At 41.9% G+C, this 18,164-nt stretch carries 15 protein-coding genes; all 15 read left to right on the forward strand.

All coding sequences use genetic code 11. The features are described 5' to 3' along the window. Positions 1-11 precede the first annotated feature (11 nt). The 15 genes from dxr (at position 12) to pnp (ending at position 18,123) form a co-directional block, all read left to right on the forward strand. Positions 12-1,160, forward strand: coding sequence for a 1-deoxy-D-xylulose-5-phosphate reductoisomerase (gene dxr / locus LCL91_RS02905; protein WP_224879781.1), 1,149 nt, complete (start codon positions 12-14; stop codon positions 1,158-1,160). 15 nt (positions 1,161-1,175) lie between these two features. Beyond that, positions 1,176-2,429, forward strand: coding sequence for an RIP metalloprotease RseP (rseP, locus tag LCL91_RS02910; RefSeq protein ID WP_224879783.1), 1,254 nt, complete (start codon positions 1,176-1,178; stop codon positions 2,427-2,429). Between the two features lie 42 nt (positions 2,430-2,471). Continuing rightward, on the forward strand, positions 2,472-4,091 hold the full coding sequence (locus tag LCL91_RS02915; RefSeq protein WP_224879785.1) for a proline--tRNA ligase: 1,620 nt from the start codon (positions 2,472-2,474) through the stop codon (positions 4,089-4,091). A gap of 78 nt (positions 4,092-4,169) precedes the next feature. Continuing rightward, a complete protein-coding gene (locus tag LCL91_RS02920) occupies positions 4,170-8,459 on the forward strand; it encodes a PolC-type DNA polymerase III (RefSeq protein WP_224879787.1) in 4,290 nt (1,429 codons plus the stop codon). Positions 8,460-8,617: 158 nt separating this feature from the next. After that, positions 8,618-9,088: a ribosome maturation factor RimP gene (rimP, locus tag LCL91_RS02925; RefSeq protein ID WP_159782371.1), complete on the forward strand. Its 471-nt coding sequence runs from the start codon at positions 8,618-8,620 to the stop codon at positions 9,086-9,088. A gap of 18 nt (positions 9,089-9,106) precedes the next feature. Then, the gene (nusA, locus tag LCL91_RS02930) at positions 9,107-10,216 is read left to right on the forward strand and encodes a transcription termination factor NusA (protein WP_224879789.1); all 1,110 of its coding nucleotides are present in this window, start codon (positions 9,107-9,109) and stop codon (positions 10,214-10,216) included. A gap of 24 nt (positions 10,217-10,240) precedes the next feature. Next, complete coding sequence (rnpM, locus tag LCL91_RS02935; RefSeq protein WP_273834848.1) at positions 10,241-10,504, forward strand: RNase P modulator RnpM; 264 nt, start codon at positions 10,241-10,243, stop codon at positions 10,502-10,504. Then, positions 10,505-10,810, forward strand: coding sequence for a YlxQ family RNA-binding protein (locus LCL91_RS02940; RefSeq protein WP_098443388.1), 306 nt, complete (start codon positions 10,505-10,507; stop codon positions 10,808-10,810). It abuts the gene before it with no gap. Between the two features lie 15 nt (positions 10,811-10,825). After that, positions 10,826-12,910, forward strand: a complete 2,085-nt coding sequence (gene infB / locus LCL91_RS02945) for a translation initiation factor IF-2 (protein WP_224879791.1) — start codon at positions 10,826-10,828, stop codon at positions 12,908-12,910. Further along, positions 12,907-13,182: a DUF503 domain-containing protein gene (locus tag LCL91_RS02950; RefSeq protein WP_224879792.1), complete on the forward strand. Its 276-nt coding sequence runs from the start codon at positions 12,907-12,909 to the stop codon at positions 13,180-13,182. Before infB ends, LCL91_RS02950 begins: the two co-directional genes overlap by 4 nt. Positions 13,183-13,202: 20 nt before the next feature. After that, the gene (gene rbfA / locus LCL91_RS02955; protein ID WP_098443391.1) at positions 13,203-13,553 is read left to right on the forward strand and encodes a 30S ribosome-binding factor RbfA; all 351 of its coding nucleotides are present in this window, start codon (positions 13,203-13,205) and stop codon (positions 13,551-13,553) included. Positions 13,554-13,618: 65 nt separating this feature from the next. Then, a complete protein-coding gene (gene truB, locus LCL91_RS02960) occupies positions 13,619-14,515 on the forward strand; it encodes a tRNA pseudouridine(55) synthase TruB (RefSeq protein ID WP_224879794.1) in 897 nt (298 codons plus the stop codon). 18 nt (positions 14,516-14,533) lie between these two features. Then, on the forward strand, positions 14,534-15,466 hold the full coding sequence (gene ribF, locus LCL91_RS02965; protein WP_224879796.1) for a bifunctional riboflavin kinase/FAD synthetase: 933 nt from the start codon (positions 14,534-14,536) through the stop codon (positions 15,464-15,466). Positions 15,467-15,597: 131 nt separating this feature from the next. Continuing rightward, positions 15,598-15,867 carry a 30S ribosomal protein S15 gene (rpsO, locus tag LCL91_RS02970; protein ID WP_048309782.1) on the forward strand — a complete coding sequence of 90 codons (270 nt, stop codon included), beginning with the start codon at positions 15,598-15,600 and terminating at the stop codon, positions 15,865-15,867. A gap of 138 nt (positions 15,868-16,005) precedes the next feature. Next, a complete protein-coding gene (gene pnp, locus LCL91_RS02975; protein ID WP_224879798.1) occupies positions 16,006-18,123 on the forward strand; it encodes a polyribonucleotide nucleotidyltransferase in 2,118 nt (705 codons plus the stop codon). Positions 18,124-18,164 lie beyond the last annotated feature (41 nt).

Raw genomic sequence — 18,164 nt, forward strand, 5'->3', positions numbered from 1 at the left:
GAACGAATTTTTTGAAGAAAATTAGTTTGCTTGGAGCATCTGGCTCAATCGGTGTTCAGACTCTTGATATCATTAGAATGCATCCTGATATGTTTTCCCTTGTCGCATTTTCCGTTGGGAAAAATGTTGAAAAAGCGGTCGAAATAGCGGAAGAGTTTAAGCCAAAGTTATTGTCTGTCCAAAAGAAAGAAGATGCTGATTCACTCAGAAGAATGATTTCAAGGAAAACGAAAATTGTTTATGGAGATGAAGGGCTTTTAGAAGTTGCTTGTCATCATGAATCAACCGTTCTCGTTAACGCAATTCTTGGAAGTATCGGTCTTTCACCAACCTTATCAGCGATTGAACAGGGAAAGACAATTGCAATTGCGAATAAAGAAACGCTTGTTACCGCAGGCCATCTAGTAACAGAAGCTGCAAAAAAACATGGGTCTGCTCTTTTACCAGTAGACAGTGAACATTCAGCACTGTTTCAGTGTTTGAATGGTGAAAAGCAGGAGCAAATGGAACGGCTTATTTTAACGGCTTCAGGAGGTAGTTTCCGCGATAAGAAACGAGAAGAGCTTACTGGAGTTAGCGTTCACGATGCCCTAAATCACCCAAATTGGTCGATGGGAGCTAAAATTACGATCGATTCAGCAACGATGATGAACAAAGGACTAGAAGTGATTGAAGCCCATTGGTTATTTGGAACGCCCTATGATCAAATTGATGTCGTGCTTCATAAAGAAAGTATTATTCACTCAATGGTAGAGTACATAGACGGAAGCGTCATGGCGCATCTAGGTACTCCGGATATGCGAATTCCAATTCAATATGCACTTAGCTATCCTGATCGACTTGAAATCAGAAATGCAAAACGGTTAAACTTATGGGAAGTTGGTCAACTACATTTTGAGCAAGTGGATTACAACCGCTTCCGTGCATTAAAGCTAGCCTATGAGGCTGGCCGTGCTGGTGGTTCACTGCCAGCCGTATTAAATGCAGCAAATGAAACGGCCGTTGCCGCATTTCTTGAGGGTAAAATCGATTTCTTAACGATCGAAGAGCTCGTAGAAAGAGCGATGGAGAAGCATGAAATTATTCAAAATGCGTCGCTTGAAGAAATCCTTGCAGTTGATTCTGAAACAAGATTACGAGTTCAGTCATTAATTAAATAAAGGTGGTAAGTGAATATGAACACTGTGATTTCGATCATTATCATATTCGGAGCACTCGTTTTTATCCATGAATTGGGTCACTTGCTTCTCGCAAAGCGTGCGGGAATCTTGTGTCGAGAATTCGCAATAGGCTTCGGACCAAAAATTTTCACATTTAAAAAAGGGGAGACGGTTTACACAATCAGACTCTTACCTCTGGGTGGATTTGTCCGAATGGCCGGAGAAGATCCTGAAATGATTGAGTTAAAACCAGGTCAGCGTGTTGGTCTTCTTTTCAATGATCAAAACAAAGTGTCAAAGATTGTGATAAACCAAAAGTCAGCTTATCCTAATTTAAAAGAAGTAACGGTGGAAGAAGCTGATCTTGAGCGTGGCCTTTATATTAAAGGCTACGAAGGTGAAGATGAACCCGCCGTTGTCTATCCGATTGATGAGACGTCCCATTATGTGATGGACGGTTCAGAATTTCAAATTGCACCATACGATCGTCAATTCGGATCAAAATCGCTTTGGGATCGTTTCTTGGCTATTTTTGCTGGACCGGTAATGAATTTCTTGTTAGCAATCGTGATTTTTATTGCACTCGGTTTATTACAGGGGACGCCGACAAACCAAGTGAAAGAAGTTGTCGATGGAAGCCCTGCTGAACAAGCAGGTATGATGAACGGTGACGTGATTACTGAAATCAATGGAACAGAAATAACGGGATGGAATCAAATGACCTCGATTATTCAGGAAAATGCCAATAACCAACTTGGCTTTAATGTGGACCGTCAAGGAGAGAATGTTTCCCTATCCATTACACCTGAAAAACAGGAGCTTTCAGAAAACCAATCGGTTGGTCGAATTGGTGTTGCACCTGAATATCAGGTGAATTTCTTGGATTCCATTGTGTTTGGCTTTACTTCAACCTATGAATTTGGAAAAGCGATCTTTGTAGGGCTTGGACAACTTGTTACGGGCCAACTCTCGATCGATGCTTTCTCTGGACCAGTAGGTATTTATAGTTATACAGAAGAAGCAGCTTCAGGCGGCCTTTATGTCTTGATGAGATGGGCTGGTTTCTTAAGCATTAATCTAGGGATCTTTAATTTATTGCCGCTTCCGGCACTTGATGGAGGAAGACTTCTCTTCATTGGTGTTGAAGCATTGCGTGGAAAACCAATCGATCCCCAAAAGGAAAGCCTTGTTCACTTTATTGGCTTTTCGTTCCTCATGTTGCTGATGTTAGTTGTAACATGGAATGATATCCAGCGCTTCTTCTTATAAGAGCGACAGGACCCGTTTTAAGAATGAAATGAGGTGCAGGAGATGAAACAATCAAAATACTTTAATCCAACTCTTCGTGACAATCCAGCTGATGCAGAAATTAAAAGTCATCAGCTCCTTGTCCGAGCGGGTTTTATGCGTCAAAATGCGTCAGGTATTTATTCATACCTTCCATTAGGTAAAAAAGTATTAATGAAAATCGAAGAAGTTATTCGGAAAGAACTCGATGGAGTTGGAGCACAGGAGCTCTTAATGCCAGCGATTCAGCCAGCCGAATTATGGCAGGAAACAGGTCGTTGGGATGTTTATGGACCTGAGTTAATGCGATTAAAAGATCGTCACGGACGACCTTTCGCACTTGGGGCAACGCATGAAGAATTAATTACGAGTCTTGTTCGAGATGAGCTAAAATCGTACAAGCAGTTGCCTGTTACGTTATATCAAATCCAAACAAAGTATCGCGATGAGCGTCGTCCTCGCTTTGGCTTGCTGCGTGGCAGAGAATTTATTATGAAAGATGCTTACTCTTTCCATTCTTCTGATGAGCAGCTTGATGACGCCTATCGCATGATGCATAGCGCTTATAGCCGTATCTTCACAACACTTGGTTTAAACTTCCGTCCAGTTGTGGCTGATTCTGGAGCCATGGGCGGAAAAGATACAGAAGAATTTATGGCCCTTTCTAGCGTTGGAGAAGATACGATTGCATACAGCGACTCTTCTGACTATGCAGCCAATATTGAAATGGCAGAGGTTCACGTTACTTATCAGAAACCAGATGAGGCAGAAGCTCCTTTAACTGAAGGAAAAGGTGAGGCTTCAGCAGATCGCCAAATTCATGCAACTCTACTTAAAGTAGAAGAGGAAACCGTTCTTGTCTTAGTAAGAGGCGATCATGAATTAAATGACATCAAGGTGAAAAACCTTTATGGCACTGATTTGGTGGAAGTTATAAACGAAGAAGTAGATGTGAAAACATTTGATGGAAAGATTATGGCCGATCATGCTGTTCGTTCGATTGTAAATGGTTCTTTAACAGGTAAGCATGCTTATCAAAATGTGAATCCGGATCGTGATCTTAACATCAAACGTTATGAAGACCTTCGCTTTATTCAAGAAGGAGATCCATCTCCAGATGGGAACGGCAAGATTGTATTTGCAGAAGGCATTGAAATAGGTCAGGTATTTAAACTTGGTACAAAATATAGTGAAACAATGGGCGCGTCTTACCTTGATGAAGGTGGAAAAGCGAAACCGATGATCATGGGCTGTTATGGCATCGGGGTCTCAAGAACGCTCGCAGCTATAGCTGAACAAAATGCTGATGATAATGGACTTAGATGGCCACTAGCTGTGACTCCGTTCGATGTTCATTTGATTACGATTAACGTGAAAGATGATGAGCAAACAGCTTTATCTGATCGTCTTTATGATACGTTGCGCGACCAGAGCTACGATGTTCTTTACGACGATCGCAAAGAGCGCGCAGGCGTTAAGTTTAAAGATGCCGATCTCATCGGACTTCCGATAAGAGTGATTGTAGGTAAGAAGGCTAATGAAGAGATAGTCGAAGTAAAGCGAAGAGATACAGGTGAGTCTATGGAAGTTCCAGTTAATGACTTGAACAAGACAATCCAGCAGCTTTTAACACAAATGAACTAAACTGTGGATAGGTGCCATTGGTACCTTCCACCTTTTTTTTCGCTATCTCTTCGCATTTTAAGAAGGAGGAAGAATTGAATGGACCAGGATTTAAACATACGGAAAGAACGTCTCCAGCTGCTCCTTCAACAAATATCGGTTCCAGAAAAATTCGTTGACTATTTCAAGGATGGGTACATTTCAAAGTTAACGGTCTATAAAGAAACGAGGAAGTGGCATTTTGACTTTCACTTTCCAGACGTTCTTCCTTTTCATGTATACGAGCTATTTCGCAGTCGTTTGCAAGATGGATTAAAACACATTGCCGAGGTGACCTATAGCATTGCTACGGACTCAGGAGGAAATGAAGAACTTGCCATGGCTTATTGGGAAAATGTTGCGGAATTAATGCAAGATCATTCCGCGTCTTTAACCAACGTTTTAAAAAAGCAAACTCCGAAAATTAGTGGCAATAAGCTTATCGTTACGGTACGTAATGAAACAGAAGCAGCGATTGCGAGAAGAAAATTAGCAGCACCGCTAGCTGACTGTTACACAAATGCCGGCTTTCCGAAATACATGCTTGAAGTAGAAGTGAAAGCTTCTGAACAGGACTATCAGAAGTTTGTTGAACAAAAGCAACAAGAAGATCAATCTAAAATGATGGAAGCTTTGATTGAAAAAGAAAAAGCAGATAAATCTTCAAGCAAGAACGTGCCGGATTCGCTTGTCATTGGATACAAAATTAAAGAAGATCCCGTTCCGATTGAAACGATTCAGGATGAAGAACGTCGAATCGCTGTTCAAGGTTATGTTTTCCATGCCGAAACGAAGGAACTTAGAAGTGGTCGAACATTATTAACCTTTAAAATAACGGATTATACGGATTCAATTCTAGTTAAAATGTTCTCTCGTGATAAAGAAGATGTGCCGATTTTAGAAGCTGTTCGAAAAGGCATCTGGGTGAAAGTTCGCGGTGGCATTCAAAATGATACGTTCGTTCGTGACCTAGTCATGATTGGGAATGATTTAACGGAAATCAAACCTGACTTGCGACAGGACGAGGCGCCTGAAGATGAGAAACGAATTGAACTGCATGCGCATACGCAAATGAGTCAAATGGATGCAGTTAGTACAGCGGGAGGATTGATCTCTCAGGCGGCTAAGTGGGGACATCCAGCGATTGCCATTACGGATCATAATGTTGTTCAATCATTTCCTGATGCTTACGCTGCTGGTCAAAAGCATGGCGTTAAAGTGATTTATGGTCTTGAAGCTGATCTTGTCGATGATGGTGTACCGATGGCGTACAATGAAGCAGATCGAGATCTTGAAACAGGTACTTACATCGTTTTTGACGTTGAAACGACCGGACTGTCCGCTGTTTACAACAAAATCATCGAACTCGCAGCTGTAAAACTAAAAGATGGTGAAATTGTTGACAAGTTTGAGCGTTTTGCGAATCCGCATCATCCGCTTTCTTCAACAACAATTGAACTAACGGGTATTACCGATGATATGGTGACGAATGCACCTGAGATTGAAGATGTCATTAAAGATTTTCATGAGTTTATGGGAGATGACATTCTCGTTGCCCATAATGCTAGCTTTGATATGGGGTTCTTAAATGTTGGATTACGTAATGCCGGTTTAGGTGAAGCAACGAACCCGGTTATTGATACGCTCGAATTGGCTCGTTTTCTTTATCCTGAAATGCGAAATCACCGATTAAATACGCTTTGTAAAAAGTTTGATATTGATCTTACACAGCATCACCGAGCGATTTATGATGCGGAAGCTACAGGGTATTTATTATGGAAGCTAGTGAAGGATGCTCTTGAGCGAGAGATAACGAATCACAATATGCTAAATGACAATATGGGCCAAACGGGTTTTCAGCGTACTCGTCCGTCTCATACCATTATTTTGGCGAAAAATGATGTAGGGTTAAAGAATTTATTTAAACTTGTTTCACTATCGCATATCGATTACTTTTATCGAACCGCTCGGATCCCGCGTTCTAAGCTTGAGAAGTACCGAGAAGGACTGCTTATTGGTTCTGGATGTGATAAAGGGGAAGTATTCGAAGGGATGATGCAAAAATCTCCTGAAGAAGTTGAGGACATAGCGAAGTTCTATGATTACCTCGAGGTTCAGCCTCCTCAAAATTACATGCATTTAATTGAGAAAGAACTTGTTCAAGATGAAATGGCTTTAAGAGAGATTATTGGTAAGATTGTGATGCTTGGTGAGAAATTGAATAAACCCGTCGTAGCGACAGGAAATGTCCACTATCTCGAGCCAGAAGATCATATTTACCGTAAAATTTTAATTAAAGCGCAAGCGGGAAATCCGTTGAATCGCCAAACGCTACCGCAGGTTCATTTTAGAACAACAAATGAAATGCTCGACTGCTTCCATTTTCTTGGGGCAGAAAAAGCGAAGGAGATTGTGGTACAAAAACCACAGGTAGTGGCTGATTTAATTGACGATATTAAACCGATTAAAGACGACCTTTTCACACCTCGAATTGAAGGTGCTGATGAAGAAATGCGTCAAATGAGCTATGGTATGGCTAGAAGTATTTATGGCGAAGAGCTTCCTACGATTGTTGAAGAAAGACTTGAAAAAGAGCTAAAGAGTATTATCGGTCACGGTTTCGCTGTTATCTACCTTATCTCTCATAAGCTTGTAAAAAAGTCGCTAAACGACGGCTATCTAGTAGGATCTCGTGGTTCAGTAGGATCTTCTTTTGTGGCGACCATGACAGAAATTACGGAAGTTAACCCATTACCGCCGCATTATGTCTGTCCTTCTTGTAAGAAATCGCAGTTCTTTGATGATGGGTCAGTAGGATCAGGGTTCGATCTTCCTGATAAAAACTGTGAAGATTGTAATATTCCTCTTACAAAAGATGGACATGACATTCCTTTTGAAACGTTTCTAGGGTTTAAAGGAGATAAGGTACCCGATATTGATTTGAACTTCTCGGGTGAATATCAGCCTCGTGCTCACAACTATACGAAGGAACTGTTTGGGGAAGACAATGTGTTTCGTGCAGGAACAATTGGTACGGTTGCTGAGAAAACGGCGTATGGTTATGTAAAGGGATATATGGGGGATCATGATCTTCACTATCGAGGAGCTGAGATTGATCGTCTTGTATCAGGGTGTACAGGCGTGAAACGAACTTCTGGCCAGCACCCGGGTGGAATTATCGTTGTCCCGGACTATATGGATATTTATGATTTTTCACCAATCCAATTTCCGGCAGATGATAAGACATCCGCATGGAAAACAACGCATTTTGATTTCCATTCCATTCATGATAATCTTCTGAAGCTTGATATCCTTGGACACGATGATCCAACGGTTATTCGTATGCTTCAAGATTTAAGTGGCATTGATCCGAAAACAATACCAACGGATGATGCAGAAGTTATGAAGCTCTTCAGTGGAACCGAGTCTCTTGGCGTTACACAAGATCAGATTATGTGTAAAACAGGAACTTACGGTATTCCGGAATTCGGAACACGTTTTGTTCGTCAAATGCTTGAGGATACGAAACCAAGCACTTTCTCTGAACTTGTACAAATCTCAGGTTTATCACATGGTACTGATGTATGGTTAGGTAATGCCCAAGAGCTCATCCAGGCCGGGACATGTAACTTAAGTGAAGTAATTGGTTGTCGGGATGACATTATGGTTTACTTAATTTATAAAGGTCTTGATCCGTCTCTTGCATTTAAAATCATGGAGTTCGTCCGAAAAGGGAAAGGACTTCAGGAAGAATGGGTAGCGGAAATGAAGAAGCATGATGTTCCTGACTGGTACATTGATTCTTGTTTGAAAATCAAGTACATGTTCCCGAAAGCTCACGCAGCTGCGTATGTATTAATGGCTGTTCGGATTGCTTATTTCAAAGTGCATCATCCGATCCTTTTTTATGCTGCTTATCTAACAGTAAGGGCAGATGATTTTGATATCGATACTATGGCAAAAGGATCCAATGCGATTCGAGCGAAGATCGAAGAGATTAATGAAAAGGGACTTGATGCATCACCAAAGGAAAAAAACCTCTTAACAGTGATGGAGATTGCGCTCGAAATGTCAGAACGCGGTCTTCGTATGCAGAAGGTTGACCTTTACCGATCAAAAGCTGCTGAATTCGTCGTCGACGGGGATTCGCTCATCCCTCCGTTCAATTCTCTACCTGGAGTTGGAACGAATGCTGCCATCAACATTGAAAACGCCAAAGAAGCCGGTGAGTTTCTTTCAAAAGAAGATTTGCAGCAGCGAAGCAAGATTTCAAAGACAGTACTAGAATACTTGGATGACCATGGATGTCTTGAAGGACTTCCAGATGCTAACCAGCTTAGCTTGTTCTAAAGAGGTGCCTTCGCTTCTCTGTTGAATTGGTTATATGAGTATGGTATAGTAATTGTGGAAATACTAGTGAATACACACGCGACGGAAGAGTGGGGCTATCCCACTCTTTCGTTTTCGATTGGGACCCTGCTGTACAGGATCAGAAAGGAGGACAACCAATGAATGAAAATGTGATTACGGTTACTGAAGAACTAGTAAAACCAATAGTAGATGAAATGAACCTGGAACTTGTAGACATAGAATTCACGCAGGAAGGCAAGAATTGGTTTCTCCGTGTCTATGTCGATTCTCCTCGAGGTGTTGATATTGAGGAGTGCGGGACAATTAGCGAAAAGCTAAGTGAACAGCTAGATAAACATGATCCAATTACACAACCTTATTTCCTCGAAGTTTCTTCCCCAGGTGCAGAGCGCCCGCTGAAGAAAAAGACTGATTTCGAGAAAGCGGTTGGAAAACAAGTCTATATGACAACTTATGAACCAATAGATGGAGAGAAAAGCTTTGAAGGTAAGCTTTCTGATTTTGATGGTGAAACGGTTGTGATTGAACAGCGAGTGAAAACGAGAATTAAAAAGGTAGAATTACCTTATGAAAAAGTAGCAAGCGCAAGGCTTGCGGTTGTTTTTTAATTAAAGGGGAGAATGAAAATGAAGAGTAGTGAGTTATTAGATGCGCTAACCATTCTTGAAAAAGAAAAAGGCATCAGCAAGGATATTATCGTTGAGGCGATTGAAGCAGCGCTTATTTCGGCGTACAAGCGAAACTTCCATCAGGCTCAAAATGTAAGAGTCGATTTTAATCAGGACACTGGTTCGATCCGCGTATTCGCTCGAAAAGATGTCGTAGAAGAAGTGGAAGATGCTCGTCTTGAGATTTCACTCGAAGATGCGAAAGACATTGATCGTCAATATGAATTAGAAGATATCGTGGAAATCGAAGTAACGCCTCGTAATTTCGGTCGTATCGCAGCTCAAACAGCGAAACAAGTTGTTACTCAACGTGTCCGTGAAGCAGAACGTGGGATCATATTTAGCGAATTTATTGAACGCGAAGACGATATCATGACCGGAATTGTTCAGCGTCAAGATCATCGTTTTATTTATGTTGACCTCGGTCGAATCGAAGCACTTCTCCCTGCAGGTGAACAAATGCCGAATGAAACGTATCATTCTCATGATCGTATTAAGGTATATGTGACGAAAGTTGAAAAAACAACCAAAGGGCCACAGGTGATGGTTTCAAGAACTCATCCTGGCCTTCTTAAGCGTTTATTTGAACTTGAAGTGCCAGAAATTTTTGACGGCACTGTAGAAGTGAAGTCAATTTCACGTGAAGCCGGCGATCGATCAAAAATTGCCGTTCATGCCGAAGATCCTGAAGTGGATCCGGTTGGCTCTTGTGTAGGACAACGCGGTCAACGTGTTCAGGCGATCGTAAATGAACTTAAAGGCGAGAAAATCGATATTGTCAGCTGGTCTGAGGATATTGTGGAATATGTAGCAAACGCTCTTAGTCCTTCAAAAGTCCTTAAAGTAAATGTAGATGAAGAAAACAAAATGACTCAGGTTATCGTACCAGACTATCAGCTCTCGCTTGCGATCGGGAAGCGCGGTCAAAACGCCCGTCTCGCAGCAAAGCTTACAGGATGGAAAATTGATATTAAGAGTCAATCTGAAGCGGAAGAACTCGGCATCTATAGTGCTGACGAAGCTCCTCTTTTCGAGGAAAATGACGCTGAAGATTCAGAGCTAGATTAAGCAAGATCGGGAGAGGTGTCCATCGTGCAAAAACGTAAAATTCCGATGAGAAAATGTGTCGCCTGTCAAGAAATGAAGCCAAAAAAAGAGCTCGTTCGAATTGTTCGTTCGCCTGAAGGGGTTATATCGATCGACCAAACGGGTAAAAAGAATGGACGAGGCGCATACCTTTGCAACAAAGAAGAGTGCTTTACTCTTGCTAAAAAGCGAAATTCTTTAGCGGCTCATCTAAAAGCAGAAGTGACGGAAGATATTTATGCTGACCTCGCAGAATCGCGGTCAAACTAAATGAACAACAAGAATTGGGAGTCACTTCTAGGACTTGCTCAGCGTGCTGGCAAAGTTGTGTCTGGAGAAGAACTTGTGGTGAAGGAAATTCAGCGCAAGAGCGCCAAACTCGTACTAATAGCGAATGACGCATCAGACAACACGAGAAAGAAAATTACGGATAAAGCAACTACTTATAAAGTCCCAGTATGTTTTGTTACAGGGCGCTATGAACTTGGTCATGCAATTGGCAAAGTTCAACGAGTCACGATAGCCGTTACTGATGCAGGGTTTGCGAAGAAACTTCACGCAATGCTCGATCAATAACTCGGGGGTGATCGTATGAGTAAGATGCGAATTCATGAGTATGCAAAAGAACATAATACTACTAGTAAGGATGTTATCGAAAAGTTAACAAGCATGAATATTACGGTAAAAAATCATATGTCTGTGATTGATGACCAGGCGATGGCTAAGCTTAATAACGATTCGAAACAATCCAAAAAGGGAAGCGACAAAAACAGTATGGAAAATAAAAACAATCGAAACAACCCAAAAGCAAATGCAAATCAAAAGAACAGCAAAAGCGCGCCAAATAACCGCCGAGGTGGACGTCGTCCTAACCGTCGTGGGAAAGGACAACCTCCTAAAAACACGGCTGCTCCAAGAAGACTGCCTTCTAAGGTAACGTTTATTGGTTCACTTACAGTAGGCCAACTTGCTGAAAAACTAGGTAAAGATGCTTCTGAACTGATTAAAAAGCTAATGGGTCTTGGTGTAATGGCTACAATTAACCAGGAACTAGATAAAGATACGATGGAGCTCATTTGTGATGATTACGGCGTAAAAGTTGAAGAAGAAGAGCTGTTCGAAGTAACAGATCTTGATAATTACACAAGTGAAGACGAAGAAGGTAAGCTTGTTGAGCGTCCTGCTGTTGTGACGATCATGGGTCACGTTGACCACGGTAAAACAACGCTACTTGACGGAATTCGCGATACAAAAGTAACGCAGGGTGAAGCAGGCGGTATTACGCAGCACATTGGTGCTTACCAGATTGAAGAGAACAATAAAAAAATCACGTTCCTTGATACTCCTGGACACGCAGCATTTACAACAATGCGTGCACGTGGAGCAAAAGTAACGGATATTACGGTTCTTGTTGTTGCAGCGGATGACGGTGTTATGCCACAAACGGTTGAAGCCATTAACCACGCAAAAGCAGCAGAAGTTCCAATTATCGTTGCAGTTAATAAGATGGATAAAGAAGGAGCAAATCCTGATCGCGTCATGCAGGAACTAACTGAGTATGAACTCGTATCTGAAGAATGGGGCGGGGACACGATTTTCGTTAATCTTTCTGCTATTAAGCGTGAAGGAATTGACAATCTTCTTGAGACGATCCTTTTGATTTCAGAAGTAGAAGAGTTTAAAGCAAACCCTAATAAGCTTGCTACAGGTACAGTGATTGAAGCACAGCTTGATAAAGGGCGCGGGCCAGTGGCTACACTACTTGTACAAGAAGGTACGCTAAAAGTTGGTGATCCTGTTGTAGTTGGTAACACATTTGGTCGTGTTCGTGCGATGGTGAACGATCTTGGTAAGCGTGTTGAAACCGCTGCACCTTCTACGCCTGTCGAAGTGACTGGTTTGAGTGACGTTCCAAATGCTGGTGATCGCTTTGTGGCATTTGAAGATGAGAAAACAGCACGTCAAGTTGGGGAAGCGCGTAATCAGCAGCAAATTGAAGCTCAGCGTAAAGAATCTTCAAAAATGAATTTGGATGATTTATTTGAAAAGATTCAGCAAGGCGATGTGAAAGATATCAATGTTATCGTGAAAGCTGATGTACAGGGTTCAGTTGAAGCACTTGCTGGCTCACTTCAGAAGATTGAAGTAGAAGGTGTGAAGATCAACATTATTCATACAGCTGTTGGTGCTATTACAGAATCAGATATTATTCTTGCTTCTGCTTCTAATGCGATTATTATTGGATTTAACGTACGCCCTGATTCAAATGCGAAGAAAGTGGCTGATTCTGAGCAAGTAGAAATTCGCTTGCATCGTGTAATTTATACAGCGATTGAAGAAATCGAATCGGCAATGAAAGGAATGCTCGATCCAGTTTATGAGGAAAAAGTAATTGGTCAAGCTGAAGTACGTGAAACGTTTAAAGTTTCTAAAGTAGGTACAATTGCAGGATCTTACGTAACAGAAGGTAAAATCACACGTAATTCTGGCGTTCGTGTTATCCGTGACGGTATTGTCGTATTCGAAGGTGAAGTCGATACATTGAAACGCTTCAAAGACGATGCGAAAGAAGTGGCAAAAGGCTACGAATGTGGTATTACACTTGCAAAGTTCAATGATGTTAAAGAAGGCGACATTATTGAAGCCTTTATCATGGAGGAAGTAAAGCCTAAGTGATTGGATACGTCGAATGTGAATGCATCATTTACGATGCGCAATCTTTGAAGGAAAAAAGAGCTGTGCTTCAGTCGGTAATCAGCCGACTGAAGCACAATAATCTTGCAATTTCTGAGCTTGATAGCCAGGATCTCTGGCAACATACTGTGCTCGGTATTGTCACGACGGCTTCAAGCAAAACGGCGTGTGAGCGTGAGCTGCAGCGTGCTATTTCATTGATTGACTCACGTCCGGATATCGAACTCACTCGAGCAACTTATGAGTGGCTTTAGGAAAGAAACGAGGTGTAACGATGAGTAATGTTCGCGCAAATCGTGTTGGTGAACAGATGAAGAAAGAGCTTGGTGATATAATCAGCAGGAAGATTAAAGACCCGCGCGTAGGTTTCGTTACAGTAACAGCAGTCGAAGTTACGAATGATCTACAGCAAGCAACGGTATTTATTACAGTCCTTGGTGACGAAGAGAAGAAAGAAGCAACCCTGAACGGCCTCGCGAAAGCAACTGGTTTTATCCGTTCTGAAATCGGGAAACGCATCCGTCTTCGTAAAACACCGGAGATTTACTTTGAATTTGATGAATCAATCGATTATGGTAACAAAATCGAACGACTTCTTGCAGATTTAAATCAAGCGGATGAGTAATGATGAAGGGATAGGCAGGAATGTCTATCCTTTCTCTATGTCATCAGATTGAAAGGAGGAAGAGCATGAACGGCGTATTACCTTTAAAAAAACCGGCTGGTATGACCTCTCATGACTGTGTTGCCATAACTAGAAAGTTATTACACACAAAAAAAGTGGGGCATACGGGAACGTTAGATCCTGATGTGACGGGCGTATTGCCTTTATGCATTGGAAGAGCAACAAAAGTTGCCCAATATATGACGGATTTTTCGAAAACGTATGAAGCGGTTATTACACTTGGATTTTCAACGACGACGGAAGATGCGTCTGGAGAGAAAGTGGAAGAAAAGAAAGTGGACAAACTGCCTTCAACTAACGATATAGAAGAAGCACTTGCTGCGTTTCGAGGTGAGATAGAGCAAGTTCCTCCGATGTATTCAGCTGTTAAAATAAACGGAAAAAAATTATATGAGTATGCATTTAAGGGAGAGGTCGTTGAGCGTCCGTCTCGAAAAGTCACGATTCATGAGCTTGAACAAATTGGTGAGGTAACAAAAGGCGATGGAACTATTTCAATCCCTGTTCGTGTCACATGTAGTAAGGGGACTTACATTCGAACACTTGCGGTCGATATAGGAGAGCATCTTGGATATCCAGCTCATATGTCATTTTTAATTCGCACCGCTTCTGGACCATTTAAACTAGAAGAATGTTTGACATTTGATGAGATTAAACAGATGATAGAAGATGAAACGCTCTCTCTTTTCCCGATGGAATATGCTCTTTCTGCCATGCCATCTTTAACAGTCGAACCTGAGCTTGAAGCTAAACTTCAAAATGGAGCTGTACTTCCTCAGGTGGATGAGATGACAGAAGATCGACTCGTTATGTACAATAAGGACGGAGAAGCAATTGCAATCTATCAAAAACATCCTGAGAAACCTGGCTTAATGAAGCCTGAGAAAGTGTTTTCGAGATGAAGTTAGAAGGTGAAACCGTTGAAGACAATTTATTTATCGCATCCACATCAATTGAAGGCGGAACATCCTGCGGTCATGGCGCTTGGATATTTTGATGGCATTCACCGTGGTCATCAGAAAGTGATTTCGACGGCAAAAAAGATCGCTGATGAGAAAGGTGTCGAGTCAGCAGTTATGACTTTCTATCCTCATCCATCAGTCGTTTTAGGGAAATCCACCCCGCAAACGAAAGCCATTACCCCCCTTGATGATAAAATTGATTTAATTGATGGAATGGGGATTGATGTTCTTTATATCGTGAAGTTCGATCAAACGATTGCAGGCATAACCCCACAACAATTTGTAGACGACTATATTATTGCTTTATCTGTTGTACACGTTGTCGCAGGGTTTGATTATACATATGGAAGCAAAGGGAGAGGCACGATGGACTCGCTTCCTTTCCATGCGCGAAATCAGTTTGATCAAACCGTTATTGATAAAGTTTCACAGCAAGATGAAAAAGTTAGCTCAACCCTCATTCGTTCATATATACGTGATGGAGCGGTGGAGAACGTTGAAGCGGTTCTTGGTCGCCGTTATGTAGTTAAAGGAACGGTTGTAAAGGGAGACCAGCGTGGTCGTACGATAGGTTTTCCAACAGCAAATGTTGACCTCAAGGATGATTATCTTGTTCCTGATACAGGCGTTTACGCTGTTCGGATGCGGGCGAAAGAAGAGTGGATGAACGGTGTATGCAACGTTGGGTATAAACCAACGTTTTATGAAGAAAAGCCAGATCAGCCGTCTTTAGAAGTGCATGTATTTGATTTTAGCGGTGACTTATATGGTCAGCAGGTAGAAGTGGAGTTTTACGAGAAGATTCGCGGAGAAGTGAAATTCTCGTCTGTAGATGACTTGATTGCTCAAATTGGTCAGGATGCGAAAGACGCAAAGAAAATCTTGAAATAGATTTCCCTTGCATTTTAGGAAGAAAACCTGTAATCTATTATCTGTACGACAAGTACACAACCTATACTGGGCAATCGAGTCACCGACGTTTGCGCGGTATCAGGGGATTAGAAATTAAGGAGGTGAAACGGATGGCAATCACACAAGAGCGTAAGCAAGAGCTTATCACTAAGTTCAAAACTCACGAGAATGATACTGGTTCTCCAGAGGTTCAAATCGCTGTCCTTACTGAGGAAATCAACAATTTGAACGATCATCTACGTTTCCACAAGAAAGACCACCACTCTCGTCGCGGTCTTCTTAAGATGGTTGGTAAACGCCGTAATCTTTTAACGTATCTTCGTAACAAAGACGTTACTCGTTACCGCGAACTTATCAAAGAACTTGGTCTACGTCGATAATGATTCAGAAAAGCGGGATATTTCCCGCTTTTTTATTAGGTTAAAAATACATAGATTTCTTCCTTTCTTTTTAGAAGTAAAAAGGTTAGGGTATAATAAAAGAAATGATTTTATTGGATGAGAGGAGTTCTCACATTAATGGCACAAGAGAAGCAAGTGTTTTCAATTGATTGGGCTGGTCGCGAATTGTCAGTTGAGATTGGTCAGCTGGCGAAGCAGGCGAGCGGTGCAGCATTGATTCGCTACGGCGATACAGCTGTACTAGCAACGGTTACAGGTTCTAAGGAGCCGAAAGACCTTCCGTTTTTCCCACTAACGGTTAATTATGAAGAACGATTATATGCAGTAGGTAAAATTCCTGGAGGCTTCATCAAGCGTGAAGGCCGTCCAAGTGAAAAGGCAATTCTTGCGAGTCGTTTAATTGACCGCCCGATTCGTCCTTTATTCCCAGATGGTTTCCGTAATGAAGTTCAAGTAGTGAGCACAGTGATGAGCGTGGATCAAAACTGTTCTTCCGAGATGGCAGCAATGTTCGGTTCATCTCTAGCACTTGGAATTAGTGATCTTCCATTTGATGGTCCGATTGCGGGTGTGCTCGTTGGACGCATCGACGGTAAGTTCGTCGTAAATCCTAATGTTGATCAGCTTGAACAAAGTGACATTCATTTAACAGTTGCAGGTACGAAAGATGCAATCAATATGGTTGAAGCTGGCGCTGAAGAAGTACCAGAAGAAACGATGCTGGAAGGAATTCTATTCGGACATCAGGAAATTAAGCGTCTGATTTCTTTCCAAGAACAAATCATCGAAGCGGTAGGAAAAGAAAAACGTGAAGTCGTTCTGAAAAAAGCAGACGAAACGCTTGAAGCTAAGCTTAGTGAGGAATACCTTACTGATATTCAAGAAGCTGTAAAAGTGATTGAAAAGCATGCAAGACAAGAAGCGATCGATGCTGTCATGATGAATGCAACGGAAGCCTATGAAGAAAGTGAAGAATATAGCGCTGAAGAAGTGAAGTCTATTTTGAATAGCTTCGTAAAGCAAGAAGTTCGTCGCTTAATTTTGAAGGATAAAGTAAGACCAGACGGACGTGGCGTTGATGAAATTCGCCCGCTTGATTCCGAAGTCGGTATCCTTTCAAGAACACACGGCTCAGGCTTGTTCACTCGTGGACAAACCCAAGCGCTTAGCATTTGTACACTCGGCGCACTCGGAGACGTTCAAATTCTTGACGGTCTTGGTACAGAAGAATCGAAGCGATTCATGCACCACTATAACTTCCCTAAATTCAGCGTTGGTGAAACAGGCCCAATGCGTGGACCAGGCCGCCGTGAGATTGGTCACGGTGCACTCGGTGAGCGTGCTCTTGAGCAAGTTATCCCAACAGAAAAAGATTTCCCTTACACCATTCGTCTTGTATCTGAAGTACTTGAATCAAACGGTTCAACTTCACAGGCAAGCATCTGTGCAAGTACGCTTGCGATGATGGATGCTGGTGTCCCAATTAAAGCACCAGTTGCTGGTATTGCAATGGGACTTGTTAGTGATGGAGAAGATGTAACAGTACTTACAGACATCCAAGGCATGGAAGATGCACTTGGTGATATGGACTTTAAAGTTGCTGGTACAGAGCAAGGTGTAACGGCGCTTCAAATGGATATTAAAATTTCAGGAATCAATGAAGACATCCTTCGTCAAGCGCTTGAACAGGCTAAAAAAGGTCGTCTTGCAATTCTTGAAAACATGATGAGTGCAATCAACGAACCTCGTACAGAGCTTTCTGCGTATGCACCGAAGATTTTGACAATGTCAATTAAACCAGATAAGATTCGCGACGTCATTGGACCAAGCGGTAAAATCATCAATAAAATCATTGAAGAAACTGGCGTAAAAATTGATATTGAGCAGGACGGTTCAATCTTCATTTCTTCAACTGAGCAAGAGATGAACGCAAAAGCGAAGAAGATCATCGAAGATCTTGTGAGAGAAGTTGAGGTTGGCACTACTTACCTTGGTAAAGTGAAACGAGTAGAGAAATTTGGCGCATTCGTTGAGCTATTTGCTGGGAAAGAAGGCCTTGTTCATATTTCTGAACTGGCTGAAGAACGTACAAACAAAGTAGAAGATGTTGTCTCGATCGGTGATGAAATTATGGTTAAAGTAAAAGAAATCGATAAGCAGGGACGCGTCAACTTATCACGCAAAGAGATCTTAAAAGAACAGCGTGAACGTGAAGAACAAAGTCAAAAGAGTTAAGGAATTCGGCTGAGGCCGGATTCTTTTTTTATTTTCAGTGA

It is taken from the genome of Guptibacillus hwajinpoensis, assembly GCF_020171785.1.
GTDB lineage: Bacteria > Bacillota > Bacilli > Bacillales > Guptibacillaceae > Guptibacillus > Guptibacillus sedimenti.

Bases quoted from the DNA above. Each gene is read 5' to 3' on its own strand.
- rseP (WP_224879783.1), top strand. From the start codon at position 1,176: ATGAACACTGTGATTTCGATCATTATCATATTCGGAGCACTCGTTTTT.
- LCL91_RS02915 (WP_224879785.1), top strand. From the start codon at position 2,472: ATGAAACAATCAAAATACTTTAATCCAACTCTTCGTGACAATCCAGCT.
- LCL91_RS02920 (WP_224879787.1), top strand. From the start codon at position 4,170: ATGGACCAGGATTTAAACATACGGAAAGAACGTCTCCAGCTGCTCCTT.
- rimP (WP_159782371.1), top strand. From the start codon at position 8,618: ATGAATGAAAATGTGATTACGGTTACTGAAGAACTAGTAAAACCAATA.
- nusA (WP_224879789.1), top strand. From the start codon at position 9,107: ATGAAGAGTAGTGAGTTATTAGATGCGCTAACCATTCTTGAAAAAGAA.
- LCL91_RS02940 (WP_098443388.1), top strand. From the start codon at position 10,505: ATGAACAACAAGAATTGGGAGTCACTTCTAGGACTTGCTCAGCGTGCT.
- infB (WP_224879791.1), top strand. From the start codon at position 10,826: ATGAGTAAGATGCGAATTCATGAGTATGCAAAAGAACATAATACTACT.
- rbfA (WP_098443391.1), top strand. From the start codon at position 13,203: ATGAGTAATGTTCGCGCAAATCGTGTTGGTGAACAGATGAAGAAAGAG.
- truB (WP_224879794.1), top strand. From the start codon at position 13,619: ATGAACGGCGTATTACCTTTAAAAAAACCGGCTGGTATGACCTCTCAT.
- rpsO (WP_048309782.1), top strand. From the start codon at position 15,598: ATGGCAATCACACAAGAGCGTAAGCAAGAGCTTATCACTAAGTTCAAA.
- pnp (WP_224879798.1), top strand. From the start codon at position 16,006: ATGGCACAAGAGAAGCAAGTGTTTTCAATTGATTGGGCTGGTCGCGAA.